At 63.7% G+C, this 18078-nt stretch carries 12 protein-coding genes and 1 pseudogene; 4 read left to right on the top strand and 9 right to left on the bottom strand.

Annotated elements, in window-relative coordinates; genetic code table 11:
• Positions 1 to 23: 23 nt before the first annotated feature.
• Positions 24 to 2432, top strand: a complete 2409-nt coding sequence (locus tag VIE67_RS07300; RefSeq protein ID WP_332024754.1) for a penicillin acylase family protein — start codon at positions 24 to 26, stop codon at positions 2430 to 2432.
• Positions 2433 to 2612: 180 nt separating this feature from the next.
• Here the strand turns inward: VIE67_RS07300 and dapE are convergent, their stop codons facing one another.
• The 7 genes from dapE to map form a co-directional block, all read right to left on the bottom strand.
• The gene (dapE, locus tag VIE67_RS07295) at positions 2613 to 3743 is read right to left on the bottom strand and encodes a succinyl-diaminopimelate desuccinylase (RefSeq protein WP_332024752.1); all 1131 of its coding nucleotides are present in this window, start codon (positions 3741 to 3743) and stop codon (positions 2613 to 2615) included.
• Between the two features lie 170 nt (positions 3744 to 3913).
• A complete protein-coding gene (locus VIE67_RS07290; protein WP_332024750.1) occupies positions 3914 to 4267 on the bottom strand; it encodes a Spx/MgsR family RNA polymerase-binding regulatory protein in 354 nt (117 codons plus the stop codon).
• On the bottom strand, positions 4264 to 4761 hold the full coding sequence (locus VIE67_RS07285) for a hypothetical protein (RefSeq protein WP_332024748.1): 498 nt from the start codon (positions 4759 to 4761) through the stop codon (positions 4264 to 4266). Before VIE67_RS07285 ends, VIE67_RS07290 begins: the two co-directional genes overlap by 4 nt.
• A gap of 8 nt (positions 4762 to 4769) precedes the next feature.
• Positions 4770 to 5153, bottom strand: a complete 384-nt coding sequence (locus VIE67_RS07280; protein WP_332024747.1) for a VOC family protein — start codon at positions 5151 to 5153, stop codon at positions 4770 to 4772.
• A gap of 7 nt (positions 5154 to 5160) precedes the next feature.
• Positions 5161 to 5988, bottom strand: coding sequence for a 2,3,4,5-tetrahydropyridine-2,6-dicarboxylate N-succinyltransferase (gene dapD, locus VIE67_RS07275; RefSeq protein WP_332024745.1), 828 nt, complete (start codon positions 5986 to 5988; stop codon positions 5161 to 5163).
• The gene (gene glnD, locus VIE67_RS07270) at positions 5975 to 8680 is read right to left on the bottom strand and encodes a [protein-PII] uridylyltransferase (RefSeq protein WP_332024743.1); all 2706 of its coding nucleotides are present in this window, start codon (positions 8678 to 8680) and stop codon (positions 5975 to 5977) included. Before glnD ends, dapD begins: the two co-directional genes overlap by 14 nt.
• A gap of 130 nt (positions 8681 to 8810) precedes the next feature.
• Complete coding sequence (gene map / locus VIE67_RS07265) at positions 8811 to 9578, bottom strand: type I methionyl aminopeptidase (protein WP_332024741.1); 768 nt, start codon at positions 9576 to 9578, stop codon at positions 8811 to 8813.
• A gap of 288 nt (positions 9579 to 9866) precedes the next feature.
• Here map and rpsB point away from each other — a divergent pair.
• From rpsB to VIE67_RS07250, 3 genes and pseudogenes are all read left to right on the top strand, one after another.
• Positions 9867 to 10563 (top strand): annotated as a pseudogene (gene rpsB, locus VIE67_RS07260) (30S ribosomal protein S2); the annotation flags it as partial.
• 476 nt (positions 10564 to 11039) lie between these two features.
• Positions 11040 to 11918, top strand: coding sequence for a translation elongation factor Ts (tsf, locus tag VIE67_RS07255; RefSeq protein ID WP_332024737.1), 879 nt, complete (start codon positions 11040 to 11042; stop codon positions 11916 to 11918).
• A gap of 139 nt (positions 11919 to 12057) precedes the next feature.
• Positions 12058 to 13698 (top strand): class I adenylate-forming enzyme family protein, encoded by a 1641-nt coding sequence (locus VIE67_RS07250; RefSeq protein ID WP_332024735.1) that lies wholly within the window; start codon positions 12058 to 12060, stop codon positions 13696 to 13698.
• A 186-nt stretch (positions 13699 to 13884) separates the two neighbouring features.
• Here the strand turns inward: VIE67_RS07250 and VIE67_RS07245 are convergent, their stop codons facing one another.
• Positions 13885 to 16872 carry a protein kinase domain-containing protein gene (locus tag VIE67_RS07245; RefSeq protein ID WP_332024733.1) on the bottom strand — a complete coding sequence of 996 codons (2988 nt, stop codon included), beginning with the start codon at positions 16870 to 16872 and terminating at the stop codon, positions 13885 to 13887.
• A gap of 159 nt (positions 16873 to 17031) precedes the next feature.
• The coding region (locus VIE67_RS07240) for a c-type cytochrome (RefSeq protein WP_332024731.1) at positions 17032 to 18078 on the bottom strand (1047 nt) is incomplete at its 5' end.

The following is an 18078-nucleotide window of genomic DNA, read 5'->3' as shown; positions in this document are numbered from 1 at the left end:
CATAAACCAAAATTAGAGTGCCCATGCGTAAGACCTTGCGAATTCTCAAACGCCTCCTGCTGACCTTGCTCGTGCTGCTGGTTGCGGTCGTGGCCGGCGTCTACTTGCTGGTACGTGCAAGCCTGCCTCAGCTCAGCGGAGACATCGCCGCGACGTCCCTGCACGCCTCGACGACGATCGAGCGCGATGCGCTCGGCGTGGTCAGCATTCACGGGGCGAGCCGTATCGACGTTTCCTACGCGCTCGGCTTCGTGCACGCGCAGGAACGCTACTTTGCGATGGACCTGATGCGCCGCGCCGCCGCGGGCGAATTGTCCGAACTGGTCGGCGCAGCGGCACTGCCGCTCGACCGCCAACGTCGCGCGTTCCGCATGCGCGCACGCGCGCAACAGATTCTGGCCACGCTCGCACCCGAGCAGCATGCGGATATCGCCGCGTATCGCGACGGCGTCAATGCCGGCCTCGCCGCGCTGCACTCGCGGCCGTGGGAATACTGGCTGCTTGGCAGCTCACCGCGGCCGTGGAGCGAAGACGACAGCATCCTCGTGCTCGATGCGATGTTCTTCGATCTGAACGATTCGACCAATGCGCGCGAACTGGCGAACGCGAAACTCAAAAGCGCGCTGCCGGACTCGGTGTATCGGTTCCTCAGCGCGGGCGGCGGTCCCTGGGACGCGCCTCTGCTCGGCCCGCCGATGCCTGCGCCGGCGCTGCCGCCGGCGAGCGATATCGATCTGTCCAAGCTCGACCCCAAACTGCTCAAGCTGGCCGACGCCGCGACGTCCGCGCCCGATTTCGTCGGCAGCAACAGTTTCGCGGTCGGCGGCTCATTGACGGCGACTCACGCGGCGATGGTCGCCAACGATATGCACCTGGGTCTGCGCGTGCCGAACATCTGGTTTCGCGCGCGCCTGCAGTATCCGAGTTCGCGCCGGCCCGGCGACGACATCGATCTGATCGGCGTCACCTTGCCCGGCGTGCCGGCCCTGGTCGCCGGCAGCAACCGGCATGTCGCGTGGGCGTTCACCAACAGCTACGGCGACTGGCTCGACTGGGTGCGTGTCAATCTCGATCCGGCCGACAAGGCGCGCTACCGCGACGCGGACGGCTGGGAGCCTCTCGTGCAAAGTACAGAAATCATCAAAGTACACAATGGCGCGGACGAAAAGCTCGATTTGCGCGAAACTCGCTGGGGACCGATACTCGCTGCCGACGCTGACGGCACGCCACTCGCGCTCGCATGGACCGCGCTGCAACCGGGCGGCCTGAATATCGAATTGCTGCATCTGGACGTCGCCGAAACCGTCGATGAAGCGATCGAAACGGCGAACCACGCCGGCATGCCACCGCAGAATTTCGTCGTCGGCGACCGCGCCGGCAATATCGGCTGGACCATCGCTGGCCGCATTCCGCGGCGCCAAGGCGATTACGATCCGCAATTGCCGTCCGACTGGAGCCAGCCCGCAAGTGATGGATCACGGCGGGGCTGGAACGGTTGGCTCGAACCGGCGGAATATCCGCGCCTGCCGAACCCGGCCTCTGCCCGCCTGTGGACCGCGAACGCACGCACGTTGGATTTCGCCAGCACCGACTATGCGCGCCTCGGCGACAGCGGCTTCGACCTCGGCGCACGCGCCGGGCAGATCCGCGACGATCTGAAGGCGAAAACCGAGTTCGCGCCAAGCGATTTCCTCGCGATCCAGCTCGACGATCGCGCGTTGCTGCTCTCGCACTGGCACGACCTGCTGCGCGACACGCTGGCAGGCGCCAGCGCGCCGGAACTTGCCGAGATGAAAAAATATACAGCCGACTGGAACGGTCACGCCGATCCGGCATCGGTCGGCTACCGATTGACACGCGCATTTCGCCTGGAAGTCATCGACACTGTGCTCGACGGTTTCGCCGCCGCGGTGCGCGTGAAGTATCCGGACTTCAAGCTGCCGTTCCTGGCGCAGGGCGAAAATATCGTCGGTGCGATCCTGATCCGGCGTCCCGCACATCTGTTGCCACCCGGTTACGCGAGTTGGGACGACCTGCTGCTCCGTTGTGCGCAGCGCGTCGCGACAAAGCTCGGCGCGCTGCCCGGCGGACTTGGCGCGCGCACCTGGGGCGAAACGAACACGACGCGCATCCGCCACCCGCTGAGCGCGGCGCTTCCGGGCATGGGCTGGCTGCTCGACATGCCCGCCGACCAGCTGCCCGGCGATAGCAATATGCCGCGTGTGCAGGGCGCGGCGTTCGGTGCGTCCGAGCGCTTTGGCGTCGAACCTGGACATGAGGAGTCTGGCTACATGCACATGCCAGGCGGGCAAAGCGGCAACCCGCTGTCGCCGTTCTATGGCGCCGGTCACGAGGATTGGGCGCAGGGCAAGGCGACGCCGTTCATGCCCGGTGAAACAAAATATACTTTGCGACTTTCTCCCAGTTCGTAATTCGTAGGTTGGGGTGAGCCCGCGAACCCCAACGTTATTCGCCCCGTTCTTCGGGTTCGTCCGACAACGCCCAGTCGACTGGCAAATCTCCCGAGCGAATATGCCGCGGGCATACGCGTTGGGGTTCGCAAGCTCACCCCAACCTACAAGAGCTTCACTTCGGTTGAAGCGGGGTCGAATTCAGCCGAGCAGAAGCTCGGCAATGCGCAGATGCAGCTGCGGCAATTTTTCGAGTTCGTCGAGCGCCACGTTCTCATCGATCTTGTGAATCGACGCATTGGTCGGGCCAACTTCGACGACTTCGGCGCCTAGCGGCGCGATAAAACGCGCGTCGGATGTGCCACCGCCCGTGTCGGCTTGCGGCTCGATGCCGCAGACTTCATGCACCGCCGCATCGACGGCGCGCCGCAGCGCACCGTCCTGGGTGACGAAGGCTTCGCCGGACAGGTCCCAGTCGACCTCGAAATCAAGCCCATACCGGCGCAGGACCGCTTCGGTCCGCTCGCGCAGGCTTTGCACGGTGCTGGCGGTGCAGAAGCGGAAATTGAACGCCGCTTCAAGCATTCCCGGCACCACATTGAGCGCGCCGGTGCCGGCGTTGATATTCGAAATCTGGAACGAGGTCGGCGGGAATGCCTCGTTACCCTCGTCCCAACGCGTGGCAGCGAGTTCGGCCAGGGCCGGTGCCACGAGGTGGATCGGGTTGCGCACCTTGTCCGGATAGGCGACGTGGCCCTGCACGCCGCGCACGCGCAGATGCCCTGACAGCGATCCGCGCCGGCCGATGCGCACGATATCGCCGAGACGGTCGCGCGACGACGGCTCGCCGGTCACGCACCAGTCGATGCGCTGGCCGCGGCGACGGAATTCCTCGACGACGCGCTTTACGCCGTCGTGATTCGTCGGGCCTTCCTCGTCGCTGGTGACCAGCAGCGCGACGGTACCCTTGTGCTGCGGATGCGCGGCGACGAAGACTTCGAGCGCCAGGGTCATCGCCGCGACGCCGGATTTCATGTCGGCCGCGCCGCGGCCGTATAGACGACCATTTCTGACCGTCGGCTCGAACGGCGGACTCGACCACTGCTCGACCGGCCCGCTCGGCACCACGTCGGTATGGCCGAGAAACACCAGCACGGGCGCACCGCTGCCGTGCGTCGCCCACAGATTATCGACCGCGCCGTAACGCAAATGCTCGATCGCGAAGCTGCTGCGCTGCAGGCGCTCGGCGAGGATTGCTTGGCAGCCTTGGTCGTCCGGCGTGACCGAGGCGCGACGGACCAGTTCGATGGTGAGGTCTAGGATTTCGCTCATGAAATGTCCGCGATGCAAAGAACCTGCGAAGACCCTATCTCGTCATTCCGGCGAAAGCCGGAGGTGCTTTTCAACAGCGCAGCTGGTCATCCAGCGACTTTGCTTTTGTGTGAGACGCAAAAGAACGAAAGACACTGGATTCCGGCTTTCGCCGGAATGACGAGCGGGGGCTATTGGGTGCCGAACAGTGTAGCGAACAACTTGTCGGTAAATCCGAGACTGACTTCGTCGCCGCGCACGACAACGGGACGGCGCACGAGCGCCGGATATTCCTTGATCAGCAGCAGCCACTCGGGGTCGGATGCAGGTGCCTTGCGCGTCGTCGGCAGATTGCGCCAGGTCATGCCGCTGCGGTTGACCAGGTTCTCCCAGCCGCCGACAGTTTTGGCCCACTGCTTGAGTGTCGGCGCATCGACGCGATGCTCACGATAGTCGACGAAACGATATTCGATCTTGTTCTTGCCCAGCCACTTGCGCGCCTTCAGACAGGTGCTGCACTTGTCGAGCCCGTAAACCATGATCATCGTCGTGCCTCTCCGGAGTTGCGCGCCTGGTCCACGCGCAAGATCAAACGCTCGGCGATCTCGTTGCGCTTGAACGGATTCAGCCTGAAACAAGGCGATTTCGGAATGAACACGATCTCGTCGCCGAGTTGCCCGGGCTTGCGCAAGCGCAGCGTCAGCCGCGGCGGATTGCTGAACTGGGTCATGCTGACATTGAGCACGTTGCTCAGCGCGACGCGCTCCTCGACGCTGCCGCGGCGCACGAGCAGATAGTCGCGGCAATCGTCCACGGAATCGGCGAGATCCCACAGAAGGTTGCGGAACAGAGCGAAGCCAAGAATCAGCATGAGCACTGGAATCAGCATGAACGGAGCCGGCGGCGGATGGCCGTGTGTGCCCTTGCCCGAGAAAATCGCGATGCCACTCACGATCACGCCAATCCCGACGAAGCCGAACCAGATGATGGGGAAAACGCGTTTCATGAAGAACGTCTGTCCGGATGAGATGCGTTCCATGCGTCGGCCTAGTCGATAGCGAAGTTGAGTTCGATGCCGTTGCCGGCGGGATCGCGCAGAAAAATCTGCCTCTGTGCGCGCTCGGGTGCATCTTCTACTGTGTACGCGGCGCCAGCGGCATCGAGCGCGGCGCGCATCGCCGCATCGTCGTTGCAGCGGAACGCGACATGATCGAAGGTCGGCGTTACACCGACCGCGCGTATTTCGCCGGGTCGCGTGCCGCTCAGATGCAGTACCGCCTGCTCGCCCGCATACAGCCAGTAACCAAGCGTGCGAAGGCGCGGGCGCGGTCCGCTACGCAGGCCGAGCGCTGCGCAATAGAAATCGCGAAGTTGTTCGAGCAGCGGACTTGGCGCGCGGATGTTGTAATGGTCGAGGCCGAGCGTCGCCATCGCGCTTTCAGTCGTTGCTACGCAACAGTTCGTTGATCGACGTCTTCGAGCGCGTCTTCGCGTCGACCTGCTTGACGATGACCGCTGCGTACAGGCTATGGCTGCCGTCTGCCGCAGGCAGCGAGCCGGCGACGACGACGCTGCCCGCAGGCACGCGGCCATAGCTGACCTCGCCCGTGGCACGGTTGTAGATTTTCGTCGATTGGCCGATAAACACGCCCATGCCGATCACGCTGCCGCGCTCGACCACGCAGCCTTCCACCACTTCGGAGCGTGCGCCGATAAAGCAGTCGTCCTCGATGATCGTCGGTCCGGCCTGCAGCGGTTCGAGCACGCCGCCGATGCCGACGCCGCCGGACAAATGTACATTTTTGCCAATTTGCGCACAGGAACCGACCGTCGCCCAGGTGTCCACCATCGTGCCCGCGCCGACGTTCGCGCCGATATTGACGAAGCTCGGCATCAGCACCACGTCTTTGGCGATATGCGCGCCGCGGCGCACGACCGCGCCCGGTACCGCGCGCGCGCCGAGTTCGCGGAATGCGGCCGCATCGAAACCCTCGAAGCGCAACGGCACCTTGTCGAAGTACGGTGCCGGCGCCGCGCCCATCAAACGATTGGCATTGATGCGAAAATACAGCAACACCGCCTTCTTCAACCATTGATTGACCTGCCAGGCACCCTGCCCGTCCGGCTCGGCGACACGTCGCTCACCGCTTTCGAGCAAGGTCAGCGCCTGCTCGATCGCCGGGCGCAGGCTGGCTTCGATTTCATCGGTTTGCAATTCGGCGCGGCGTTCCCAGGCCGAGTCGATCAGGTTTTCAAGCGATGTCATAGGACTCCACGGTGCTGGATATCGCCGCCGGCGGTGCCACGCGCGCGACCAGCGCATCGCGCAAGGCTTCGCAGTCGGCTGCGTTCAGCGGACGATTGTCGTCGTCGGTGATCAGGAAAAAGTCTTCCACGCGCTCGCCGAAGGTTGCGATGCGCGCATCGTGTACGCGCACGGCGCGTTCGCGCAAGGTCTGCGCAATCGCCGCAAGCAGGCCGGGGCGATCCGAACAGACGAGCGCAAGCTGGGTGCGGCCGATTGCGATCTCGTCGCGGAATTCGATGCGCGTCGGCACATGGAAATGGCGCAGGCGCCGCGCCGGCCGTTGTTCGCTGATCTGCGCGCGGTACGGCCGCTGCGCCAGTACTTCGTGGAGTGCGCCGGTGAGTCGAGCGACGGTGGTTTCGTCGAGCGCCTGGCCGCGCGCATCGAGCACCAGAAAACTGTCCATGCCCATGCCGCTGCGCAGGGTCGCAATGCGCGCATCCTGCACCGACAGGCGCATGCGTTCGAGCACGGTCGTCACCGCGGCGAACAGACCGTCGCCGTCGGGTGCGTAGACCAGCAGTTCGCTGCCGCCGCGCGAGCCATGCGCATCGATCTGCACCAGCGGCGCATCGCCGGATCCGGCGCGCGCGATCGCGGCGGTCTGCCAGGCGATGGTCTCGGCGCGGAAACGCAGGAAACATTCCTCGGGGAAATCTGCCCAGATACGCGCGACTGCATCGACATCGACGTCCTGTTCGGCGAGCAATTCGCGCGCCTGCGCCTGACATTCGCGCACGCGCTCGTCCGCATGCGGCGGACGTTCCAGGCCCGCGCGCAGCATATAGCGCGCACTGGTATACAAATCCGCCAGAAGTTTATCTTTCCACGAATTCCACAATTTTGCGCTGGTGCCGGAAATATCCGCAACGGTGAGCAGGTAGAGGTAGTCGAGCCGTTCCCAGTCGGCCACGTTCACGGCAAAGCGGTGCACGATGTCGGGATTGGTGATGTCCTGGCGCTGCGCGGTCACGCTCATGATCAGGTGCCAGCGCACGAGCCAGGCGACGAGATCGATATCGGTCTGCGACAGGCCGAGACGCAGGCAGAATTCGCGCGCGTCGCCCTCGCCCAGTTCGGAGTGATCGCCGCCACGGCCCTTGGCGATATCGTGAAACAGCGCGGCGAGCAGCAGCAGTTCGGGCTTGGGCAGGTGCGTGAACAGTTCGTGCGCGAGCGCGTAGTCGCTGCTGGTTTCCTCGGCGGCAAACCTGGCGACGTTGCGCAGCACGCGCATCGTGTGTTCGTCGACGGTGTAGACGTGGAACAGGTCGTACTGCATGCGCCCGACCACGCGCCCAAATGCGGGCAGATACTGCGCGAGCACGCCATGGCGGTTCATGCGCACCAGCGCGTCGACCGCGGCCGCGCCCTTGCGCAGCAGGCGTGCGAACGCGGCGTTGACATCGGTGTCCCGGGCCAGATCGGGGCCGACGCGCGCCAGCGCTTCGTTGATGCGGCGCGAGAGGTCGGCGCGCAGCCCCTTGATCTCCGGATGCTCGATCCAGACACGGAACAGGTCGATCAGCGCTGCCGGGCGGCGCAGGAACAGATCGGGCGGATCGCAATCCAGGCGCCCGCCGACGCTGACGAAATCGAGGTTGAGGCGCAGCGTTTGCGCATCGGTGTCCGGGTCGAGCGCTTCCTCGCAGCGCTGCATGAACTGATCGCTGAGCCGCTGGATCGCGATCGCCGCGCGGTAATAGCCCTGCATAAACTGTTCGACGCCGAGATTCTGCGCGTGCTCGTCGCTGAAGCCCAGGCGCACGGCGAGTTCACGCTGATAGTCGAACAACAGCCGTTCTTCGGGGCGGTCGGCGATCAGGTGCAGCGCATAGCGGATGCGCCACAGCGTCGCGCGCGCATCTTCCGCACGCGCGGCTTCGGCCGCGGAAATCATGCCATCGCGCACCAGTGCGTCGAACGTCGGCGCGGCGAACACACGCCGACCGAGCCACAAGATCAATTGCAGCGCGCGCAGGCCACCCGGACCGTCCTTGAGATTCGGTTCGAGGTTATAGGCGGTGTCGTTGAAACGCGCGTGGCGCTGCTCTTCCTCGCTGCGCTTGGCGATGAAATAGCGCTCGCGCGGCCACAGCTGCGCATCGTCCGTCAAAGACGTGAACGCCTGCGCCAGCGCCGGCGTGCCGTGAATCAGGCGCGCATCGAGCAGACTCGTGTAAATCGTGGCATCGCCCGCGGCCAGCTCGCGGCATTCGTCGAGCGTACGCACCGCATGGCCGGGCTTGAGTCCGATGTCCCACAGGCAGGAGAAAAACAATTCGAGCGCGCGCCCACAATCGCCTTTCGCCGGCGCCTCGGCAAGCACCAGCAGATCGACGTCGGAGTACGGAAACAGCTCGCCGCGGCCGAAACCACCGACCGCGAACAGCGCTTTTTTCTCCCTCTCACCGACACAGGCGACCCATACGTGGGCGACGATGCGTTCGACCGCCTGGGCGCGCGCCAGCACGAGCTGATCGGCGCTCATGCCCGCCTTGAACGCATCCGCGAGCTGACGGCCGATATCGCCGAGCAACTGACGCAGGGAGAGACGCGCCTGTTCGGACACACCCGAGCGCGGCACGCTCTTCGGCAGCCGCGGCATGCGCAGCAGTGCGGGCTCGGGATGGGCAACGGCGGTGGGCATCACTATTTCCAGATCAGATCAAGATCAAAATATTGAACCACGGAGTACACGGAGAACACGGAGAAAACAAAACTGAAATGCTTCTCTCCGTGTTCTCCGTGTACTCCGTGGTTAAGGCTCTTTCCTTACATCAAGCCGCTTGCGGCCAGGGCGTCAGGATTTCGACGCCGTCGTCGGTCACCGTCACTGTGTGTTCCCATTGCGCCGACAATGAATGATCGCGGGTGACCACGGTCCAGCCGTCGGGCAGCAGGCGCGTCTGCGGTTTGCCCGCGTTGACCATCGGCTCGACCGTGAAGGTCATGCCCTTTTCCAGGCGCAGGCCCTGGCCGCGGTGGCCGTAGTGCAGCACCTGCGGATCCTCGTGATAGATCTGGCCGATACCGTGGCCGCAGTATTCGCGTACTACGGAAAACCCATTGCCTTCGACATGCTTCTGGATTGCATTGCCGATATCGCCGAGCGTCGCACCCGGACGCACCACGCCGATGCCGAGCATCATCGCCTCGAAGGTGACCGTGCACAGGCGCTGTGCGCGCACATCGGGTTTGCCGGCGTAATACATGCGGCTGGTGTCGCCGTGCCAGCCGTCCTTGATCACGGTGACGTCAATATTGACGATATCGCCGTCCTTGAGGACCTTGCCCGGACTCGGAATACCATGGCAAATCACATGATTGACCGAGGTGCAGATCGTCTTCGGAAAGCCCTTGTAGCCGACATTCGCCGGCACCGCCTGCTGCACATTGACGATGTAATCGTGGCACAGCGCATCGAGTTCCTCGGTGCTGATGCCCGGTTTCACGTGCGCTGCGATCATTTCGAGCACATCGGCGGCGAGCCGACCGGCGATACGCATTTTTTCGATCTGCTCGGGGGTTTTGATGGTGACGGGCATGGCTTTCTCGGTCGATTTCCTAGGCGCACTTGTCTGTGACAAGCGACGCACGCTATAATTCTACGGTTACGCGTTGCCGTTTCGTAAGTAACTAACGGCAATCAGGAAATGCGGTCTCGGGGAAGCATTCCCAATGGCCGCACTGGGCATACCGCCCAAATCCGCACACGTATCGATACCGTTGTCGGGGTGCCTCGCAAGAGGTCGCCAGCGCTGGATACGTGGAGGTTCAACCCCGGGTTTCCGCATCCACGATGCGCTGACGCCCATTGCAAGAGAGAGTATACAATGCCTCAAGTCACCATGCGCCAGATGCTCGAAGCCGGCGTGCACTTCGGTCACCAGACCCGTTATTGGAATCCCCGCATGGCGCCGTACATCTTCGGCGCGCGCGGCAAGATCCACATCATCAATCTCGAAAAGACCCTGCCGCTGTTCACCGACGCGATGAATTTCCTGTCGGGTCTGGCGCAGAAGCGCGGCACCGTGCTGTTCGTCGGCACCAAGCGCTCGGCACGCGATTCGCTCAAGGAAGAAGCCGAGCGTTGCGGCATGCCATACATCTCACAGCGCTGGCTCGGCGGCATGCTGACCAACTTCCGCACAGTCAAGGCATCGGTCGCGCGCCTGAAGGAAATCGAGGCGATGTCGATCGACGGCCGTTTCGAGAAGCTGGTCAAGCACGAAGTGCTGGGCCTGGTCCGCGAGAAGGAAAAGCTCGACAAGTCCCTCGGCGGCATCAAGAACATGAGCGCCCTGCCCGACGCGCTGTTCGTGATCGACATCGGTCATGAAGACATCGCGGTGAAGGAAGCCAAGAAGCTCGGCATCCCGGTCGTCGCCGTGGTCGATACGAACTACGATCCGACCCTGGTCGATTACGCGATTCCGGGCAACGACGACGCGATCCGCGCGGTGCAATTGTATACCCGCGCCGCCGCCGACGCCGTGCTCGAAGGCAAGGCCGCCGCGCCGCAATATGCCGCAGCCGCGAAGGACGAGTTCGTCGAACTCGACGCCGAAGGCAATCCGCGCACCAAGGAAGTGGCCGATCAGCGCGATCGTGACCGCGACCGCGATCGCGACCGTCGCAAGCCCGGACCGCGCAGGCCCGCAGCACCGGCGAAGAAGACTCTGCCGGGTCAGCGTCGCACTGGTCCGGTTGCTGCCGTGAAGAAGGCGGAAGACAAGCCGGCCGAAGCGGCGGAAGGTGTGGTCGAGGCGGCGGCTGAGCCGACTGCCGAGCCGACTGCCGAATAATTCGGAACGCTTCCCTTCTCCCCGCGGGAGAAGGTGGCGCGAAGCGCCGGATGAGGGAAAGCGCTTCACGCGCGGCGCCATTGAATTGGCGCCCTCCCCTCATCCGCCTTTGGCACCTTCTCCCGGTGGGAGAAGGAGAAGCTGTAACGCGCGATCTTCAAAATCGCGTATCCACCCAAGAATTCCCAAGTGAGGTTCACCATGGAAATTACCGCAAGCCTGGTCAAGGAACTGCGCGAGCGTTCCGGCGCGGGCATGATGGAATGCAAGAAAGCGCTGGTGCAGAACAACGGCGATATCGACGTCTCGATCGAATGGCTGCGCAAGCAGGGCCTGGCCAAGGCCGACAAGAAGGCCAGCCGCGTCGCTGCGGAAGGCCGCATTGTCATGGCGCAGGATGGCGGCAAGGCCGTGCTGGTCGAAGTCAACTCGGAAACCGATTTCGTCGCCAAGGACGACAACTTCGTCGCCTTCGCGACCGAGGTCGCCAAGGCCGCGCTAGCCAGCGGCGCTGCGGACGTTGAGGCGCTCAAAGCCGCCAAGACCTCGTTCGGCCCCACCGTCGAGGAAGCGCGCCTGGGGCTGGTCACCAAGGTCGGCGAAAACGTGCAGGTGCGTCGCCTCGTGCGTATCGACAGCGCCAATCATGTCGCTGCTTACGTGCATGGTGGCCGCATCGGCGTGCTCGCCGAAGTGAAGGGCGGAGACGTGGAGTTCGCACGCGGTGTCGCGATGCATATTGCCGCGATGAATCCGCCGTACAACAAGGCCGCCGACGTGCCCGCCGATTTCATCGCCAAGGAAAAAGAAATCGAGCTGGCGAAGATGTCGGAAAAGGACAAGGCCAAGCCGGAGCAGATCCTTGAGAAGATCATCGGCGGCAAGGTCGCCAAGATCGTCAACGAGAACACGCTGTACGGCCAGCCCTATGTGCTCAACACCGACCAGAGCGTCGAAGCCGCTGCGAAAGCGGCCGGTGCCGACGTGATCGGCTTCAAGCGTCTCGCTGTGGGCGAAGGCATCGAGAAGGTCGTCGAGGACTACGCCGCCGTGGTCATGAAGCAGGCTGGCCTTGCCTGATTCTCAACTCGCCTAGCGAACAAAAAGCCGCGGTTTTCCCGCGGCTTTTTTTATACCTTGAGCGTGGACGAAGCCCCGCAGACTCGCTTGCCAGTCGCGTGCGTTCGGTGCATTGTCTGCGCGCCAACGGGGAGGCACGATGTACCAGGTCGACTTGCAGGAATCGTATTTTCCGGCTCAGCGCGACGAAGTCGTGCGCGACACGACGATCGGCGATGTGCTGCTCGAAGCCGCCGCCGAAGACCCCAATGCCGTCGCACTGGTCGAAGCGCGTGCCGATGGCTCGATCGGCAGACGTTGGACCTATGCCGGATTGCGCCGCGATACCGAGTTCCTCGCCGACGCCCTGCTCTCGCGTTTCGCACCCGGCGAGCGCATCGCGATCTGGTCGCCGAATTCGCCGGAGTGGGCGATGCTCGAATTCGCGTCCGCGCTTGCGGGCTTGACCCTGGTCACCGTGAATCCCGCGTATCAGGCGAAGGAACTCGCCTACGTGCTGCAGCAGTCGCGCAGCGTCGGCTTGTTCCTGGTCGGAGAATGTCGCGGCAATGCGCTGGCCGAGATTGCCGCCGGCGTACGCTCAACGCTGCCGAACCTGCGCGAGATCGTCGATCTCGAGGATCACTCGGCATTGTTCGCGGTCGCCCGCAAGATTTGTGTGCGGCCCGTCGTGCGGGCGAACGATCCGGCGCAGGTGCAGTACACCTCGGGCACGACCGGATTTCCGAAAGGCGCAGTGCTCTCGCATCGCAACCTGACCAACAACGCCCGCTTCAGCCTGGCGCGCCTGGGTGCGCGCGCCGGCGACACCTACCTCAACGTCATGCCGATGTTCCACACGGCCGGCTGCTCGATCGGTCTGCTCGGCTGCGTGCAATTGCGCTGTCGCCTCGTCATGGCGCGGCTGTTCGAGCCGGCGAACATGCTTTCGATCATCGAGCGCGAGCGCGTGAATCTGATGATCGCCGTACCGACGATGCTGATCGCGATGCTCGAAGCGTACGCGCGGCAAGCGCGCGATACGAGTTCGCTGCGCGTCGTACTCAGCGGCGGCTCAATGGTGCCGCCGGACCTGATCGCGCGCATCCATGACACGTTCGGCTGCGCCTTCACGATCATTTACGGCCAGACCGAAACGTCACCGGGCATCACGCAGACGCGGCTCGACGATCCGTGGACCGAGCGCACCGAGACGATCGGTCAAGCGTATCCGCAGACCGAGTTGTCGATCCGCGACACAGCGAATAATCAGGTCGTCGCACTCGGCGCCGTCGGCGAAATCTGCGTGCGCGCCTACAGCGTGATGCTCGGCTACAACGACAACGCGGAAGCGACAGCCAAGACCATCGACACCGATGGCTGGCTGCACACCGGCGATCTCGGTACGATGGATAAAAATGGATTTGTGCGCATCACCGGCCGGGGCAAGGACATGATCATCCGCGGCGGCGAGAATATTTTTCCGGCCGAGGTCGAGAATGTGCTGATCACGCATGCCGCCATCGCCGAAGTCGCCGTGGTCGGCGTGCCCGATCCGCACTGGGGCGAGATCGCGATCTGCTTCCTGCGCGCACGCGCGGGAGCGGCATTCGATGCCGCCGATCTGGTTAGCCATGCGCGCCGCGAGCTGGCCGCGCCGAAAACTCCGGCGCAGTGGATCGTGCTCGACGCATTTCCACTGACCGGCTCGGGCAAGATCCAGAAGTTCGTCCTGCGCGATCGCTACGTCGCCGGCGAATACGCTGAGCGGATTCTGCACAGCGCATGCGCAAAATCCTGACTATTGGAAGGTTCGATCTGTGCGGCGACCGGCTTTGAAGCCCCTCCCGTCGGAGAGGGGGTGGGGTGTGGGTACGGCGTCTAATTACAATCCATCCATGGAGTTCACCTCCGGTCGACATCCTGTCTCCCCCTCATCGGCCCTTCGGGCACCTTCTCCCGAGGGGAGAAGGAACGTAGCAAGAATTCACTGCGGACCCGAACCTTTCCCGTCATCGACATGTTCTTTCAGCAGTGCGTCGAAAGCCGGATCGCCACGCAGCGGATCCCAGGTCGGCTCCAGGCGCAGCTGCGCCACCGTCGGGCCTGCCGGTACGCCGAGGATCCGCCGCAAAGTGGCAATCGCCGCAGCGTGGTCGCCACCGATGGTCTGCACCTCGGCCAGTCCCCATTCGGCCACGGGCCGCCAGATCGCATCATTGGCGTAAAGCTGGACGGCACGCGCGGCCTGATCGAGAGCCGCCTTTTGCCGCCCCGCGTGAGCATAAGCCAGACCCAGGATTACCGGCAGCAGGGAATCATCGACCTGCGCGGACATCGGCTCGATCTGCGTGATCAGGCGCTCGAACGTGGCCTGCGCCGCAGCTTTTTGCCCGGCCAGCTGCTGCGCGTCTCCGAGGTAAAGCGTCAGCTGGGGGCCGAAGCCATCGAGCGTGGCTTCGGGCCGCGCAAGCACCGGTTGCAGTTCCGCGATCGCCGTCGTGAAACGGCGTTCGAGCAATCTTTGATACCCACGGAAATAGGCAGCGAGAGGATCGATTCCGGCCGACGGAACCGGATCGAGTATGTGTGCCGCATCGGCGAGGCGGCCCATCGCCTGGTAAGCGGAGGCCTGGTAGGGAATGATCTGCGCATCGCCGGGTGCCAGCGCCGCAGCCCGATCCAGCCATTGCAGGGCTTCGTCAAAGCGGTGCATATTGCCGAACGTCTCGGCGCCGATCGTCGTCATCAGACCCGCATCGCGCGGATCGAGTTCGGCGGCCTGCTTCAGATGCACCAGCGCCCGCTCCCACTTGCCCTGCCGGCGCTCGACCAGGCCGAGGTATTGGAGCGCCGCCTTGTCGTTCGGGGAACGTTGCAGGATGGTTTCGAACGCCTTCTGCGCGCCGGAGAAATCGCGCATGACGCGATACAAATAATCCCCCTGAGCCAGTTGCGCCTCACTCGACTGCGGTTGCAGCTGCAGCGCCGTGTCGGCCGCGTTCTTGACGAACTGGGGTGTGTATTTGTCGGCATCGACATTGTTGAAATACAGGTAACTGGCGGCCATTCCGAGTCTCGCCCAAGCGAACGCGAATTTCGGGTCGAGACGCACAGCCTCGGAATAAGCAGCGATGGCCTTGCGCGTCGTTGCATAATCGTAACCTGAGTCCGCCAACGCCAGACCGCGCAGATAGAAGTCATAGGCAGCGAGATTTTCGGTCGGCTTCTTCGCCACCGCCTCCTGTTCCGCACCGCTGAGCTTGGCGTTCAGTTTGTCGGCGATCGCGCCGGCCACTTCGCCTTCGACCGCGAAGATATCGTCGAGCTTGCGGTTGTAGATCTCGGCCCAGAGGTGATCGTCGGTCGCTGCGCGAATCAGCTGCACATTGATATGCACCGCATCGCCGACTTTCTGCACCGTGCCTTCGAGAATATTGGCGACGCCGAGCTGTTTGGCGATCTCCGGCAGATTGTCCGGGCTGCTCGCGTAGTGCTGGGTCGAGGTTCGCGAGATCACCTTCAACGCGCCGATTTTCGCCAACCGAGTCAGGATTTCGTCCTGGATGCCTTCAGCGAAGTAGGCGTTGGCCTTGTCGTCCGACAGATTTTCAAACGGCAGCACGGCGACGGATTTATCCGATATGGTCGTGGCTGCCTCTGCCGCCTTCTGCGGCAGCCAGAAACGCTGCGCCAGCAGAAACACCACCGCGAGTCCGAGAACGGCGATGATCACAAAATTGAGCTTCTGCCCGGTGCGCTGCACGATCGATTCGTTCGGCGCGACGGCGTTGCTCTTGACGATCCCCTGCGGTGTTATTTCGTAGATCCACGACAGTGCCAGCACGAGCGGAAAACTGGCTATGACGATCAGGACCATGATCCGCTGCGCCAGCGCGGAGACGCCGAAGATAGGCAGGACTTGCGTCGCGACCTGCACCAGCAGCCAGGCGACCACCGCATAGAATGCCCCGACCCGCAATACGTTGCGCCGTTTGAGTTCGGAAAAAAACGACGGCGCGGTTTGCGCGACATACGCCGCACTCGATCCATCCATACTGACGCCAGGTTCAGGCAGCGGACCGGAGATGCGCGTCGCTGCCTGTTGCGAGTTCGATCGAGATGGCTGCGATGTGTTGGCACTCGATAGCGGCACCGGGGTCGTGCGTGCGTCCGCAAAACCACCTTCGCGCTCGATCGCTTCGATCTGCGCCACCACTTCGGCGCCAGTCGCGACGCGATCCGCCGGCTGCTTGGCCAGCATCCGCGCCAGCAATCCCTGCAGGCCCCGGTACGGCGCCGGCAGCTCGGGTGTCACAGCATTCATATGCTGCATGCCGACCGCCCACTGATCGTCGCCGACGTAAGGCACGGCGCCGGTCAGCAGTTCGTACAGCACGATGCCAAGACTGTACAGATCGGCACGACCATCGAGCTGACCGCCGCGCCACTGCTCCGGACTCATGTACGCCGGCGTGCCGATCACGCTGCCCGCGCCTGTGATCGTGGCGCCTGTGTTGTTCACGCGCGCGATGCCGAAGTCGGCGAGCAGATAATTGCCGTGCTCGTGGCGCAGGATGTTCGACGGCTTGACGTCGCGATGCACGATGCCGTGCGCGTGCGCATAGTCGAGCGCACTGGCGATCTCGCGCACGCAGCGCAAAACCTCGCGCGGCGTGAGCTGCTCGCCGGTCGCGGCGATCGCACCCAACGGCAGATATTCCATCGCGATGTACTGCATGCCCTGGTGCAGGCCGACGTCGTATATCGCGACGATATGCGGGTGATGCAGGCTGGCGACGGTGCGCGCTTCGCGCAGCAAGCGTTCGGTGGAGGAAGGATCGGCGGCCAGCTGCGGATCAAGTACCTTGAGCGCGACTTCCCGCCCGAGCGATGTCTGCTCGGCCACATACACCGTCGCCATCCCGCCACGGCCCAGCTCGCGCGTGATGTGGAAACCCGGTAGATCAAACACCGACGTCAACCGCCCCTGAGGTGTGGACTCGGCGAAGTATAGGGCCGTTCGCACGGCAAAGCCTGAAGTTTCCCGCCTGCACCCGTACAGACGACCTGAATGATTTGCCATGTGCCAACCCGCCATAACGAATCGCCAGAACATTGCGGGGAAGATTCCTCAAGGCGTGCGCGATGCGGCGTAGGCGGCGAGTGCGATCATGTCGTCGACAGTCAATTTGGCGACCACGGCCTGCATCGGCAAACTCGCTACGCCGCTGCGTCCGCCATCCTGGAACTGGATCAGCTGACGCACGAGATAAGTCGGCGAGCGTCCGGCCAGCGGCGGAATGTCGCCGGCGCCGCGCAGGCCCGCACCATGACAGGTAATGCAGGCCTGCGTCTTGCCGCCACCGTTCCTGGCCAGCGCTTTGCCGCGGGCGATGTTGCCCGGCGGCACATAGGCGATGAATCCGGAGCGCGCATCGCGCAACTCGGTGCGCTTGAGATTCTGCGCCATTTCGATGATGCGATTGCCGATCGGCTCGCGGCCCGCAGCCGCAATCGGCACCAGCATGAAGTGCTCCCATTGCGTCTTCGGCACGCTTGCCGTTTCGACCACTCGCGTCCACGCCTTGAAGTGCAAACCGGAAAAATATTCCGCAGCCAGATGCAGATCGTCATCGCTGACGTTGCGCGCCTCGACCGGCATGTATTTCGCCATCTCCGGCGCGCCGCTCGTGCGTTCGCCGCTGCGGAACGTCTTGACCTGCGCGAAGATGTAGGCGGCGGGCAATCCGGCGAGCGCGGAATTTTCCGGACGCCCCTGCCCGTTCGGCAAGTGGCAATACCCGCAAGGCCAAGTCTGCCCGCGCGCATGCGCGACGATCTCGGGCATCGGCGGATGATCCTGAGGCCACCAGTCGGGCACGCTGGAAATATTCGTGGTCTGCGCCGCGGTAAATGTTCTTGCACTGCCCGGCACATGCAACGGCGTCTTGTCGTCGACCGGTGCGGCCGGAATTTTCGCGGGCGGATTTTGCGGGAGGGCCCACATCATTGCAGCGCGTATCTCCGTGTTTGGCATCTGCTGTGCCGCTGCGATATGCGAAAGAGCGAGCAGCGACGGCAGCGCCCAGCACAGTAGACGAACTGCGTTGCCACGTTTCATCTCGGCAGAGAACGCGCGTGCGCTCACGGCTTCGCTGCCGGCGGCGGCGACAAACCC

Source organism: Rudaea sp. (genome assembly GCF_036560865.1).
GTDB lineage: Bacteria > Pseudomonadota > Gammaproteobacteria > Xanthomonadales > Rhodanobacteraceae > Rudaea.
Note: the sequence above shows the minus strand (reverse complement) of the source record. Positions and strands in the feature narration are given on the sequence as shown.

Excerpts from the sequence above, each read along its gene's own strand:
- VIE67_RS07300 (WP_332024754.1), top strand. The coding sequence starts at position 24 with ATGCGTAAGACCTTGCGAATTCTCAAACGCCTCCTGCTGACCTTGCTC.
- dapE (WP_332024752.1), bottom strand. The coding sequence starts at position 3,743 with ATGAGCGAAATCCTAGACCTCACCATCGAACTGGTCCGTCGCGCCTCG.
- VIE67_RS07290 (WP_332024750.1), bottom strand. The coding sequence starts at position 4,267 with ATGATCATGGTTTACGGGCTCGACAAGTGCAGCACCTGTCTGAAGGCG.
- VIE67_RS07285 (WP_332024748.1), bottom strand. The coding sequence starts at position 4,761 with ATGGAACGCATCTCATCCGGACAGACGTTCTTCATGAAACGCGTTTTC.
- VIE67_RS07280 (WP_332024747.1), bottom strand. The coding sequence starts at position 5,153 with ATGGCGACGCTCGGCCTCGACCATTACAACATCCGCGCGCCAAGTCCG.
- dapD (WP_332024745.1), bottom strand. The coding sequence starts at position 5,988 with ATGACATCGCTTGAAAACCTGATCGACTCGGCCTGGGAACGCCGCGCC.
- glnD (WP_332024743.1), bottom strand. The coding sequence starts at position 8,680 with ATGCCCACCGCCGTTGCCCATCCCGAGCCCGCACTGCTGCGCATGCCG.
- map (WP_332024741.1), bottom strand. The coding sequence starts at position 9,578 with ATGCCCGTCACCATCAAAACCCCCGAGCAGATCGAAAAAATGCGTATC.
- tsf (WP_332024737.1), top strand. The coding sequence starts at position 11,040 with ATGGAAATTACCGCAAGCCTGGTCAAGGAACTGCGCGAGCGTTCCGGC.
- VIE67_RS07250 (WP_332024735.1), top strand. The coding sequence starts at position 12,058 with ATGTACCAGGTCGACTTGCAGGAATCGTATTTTCCGGCTCAGCGCGAC.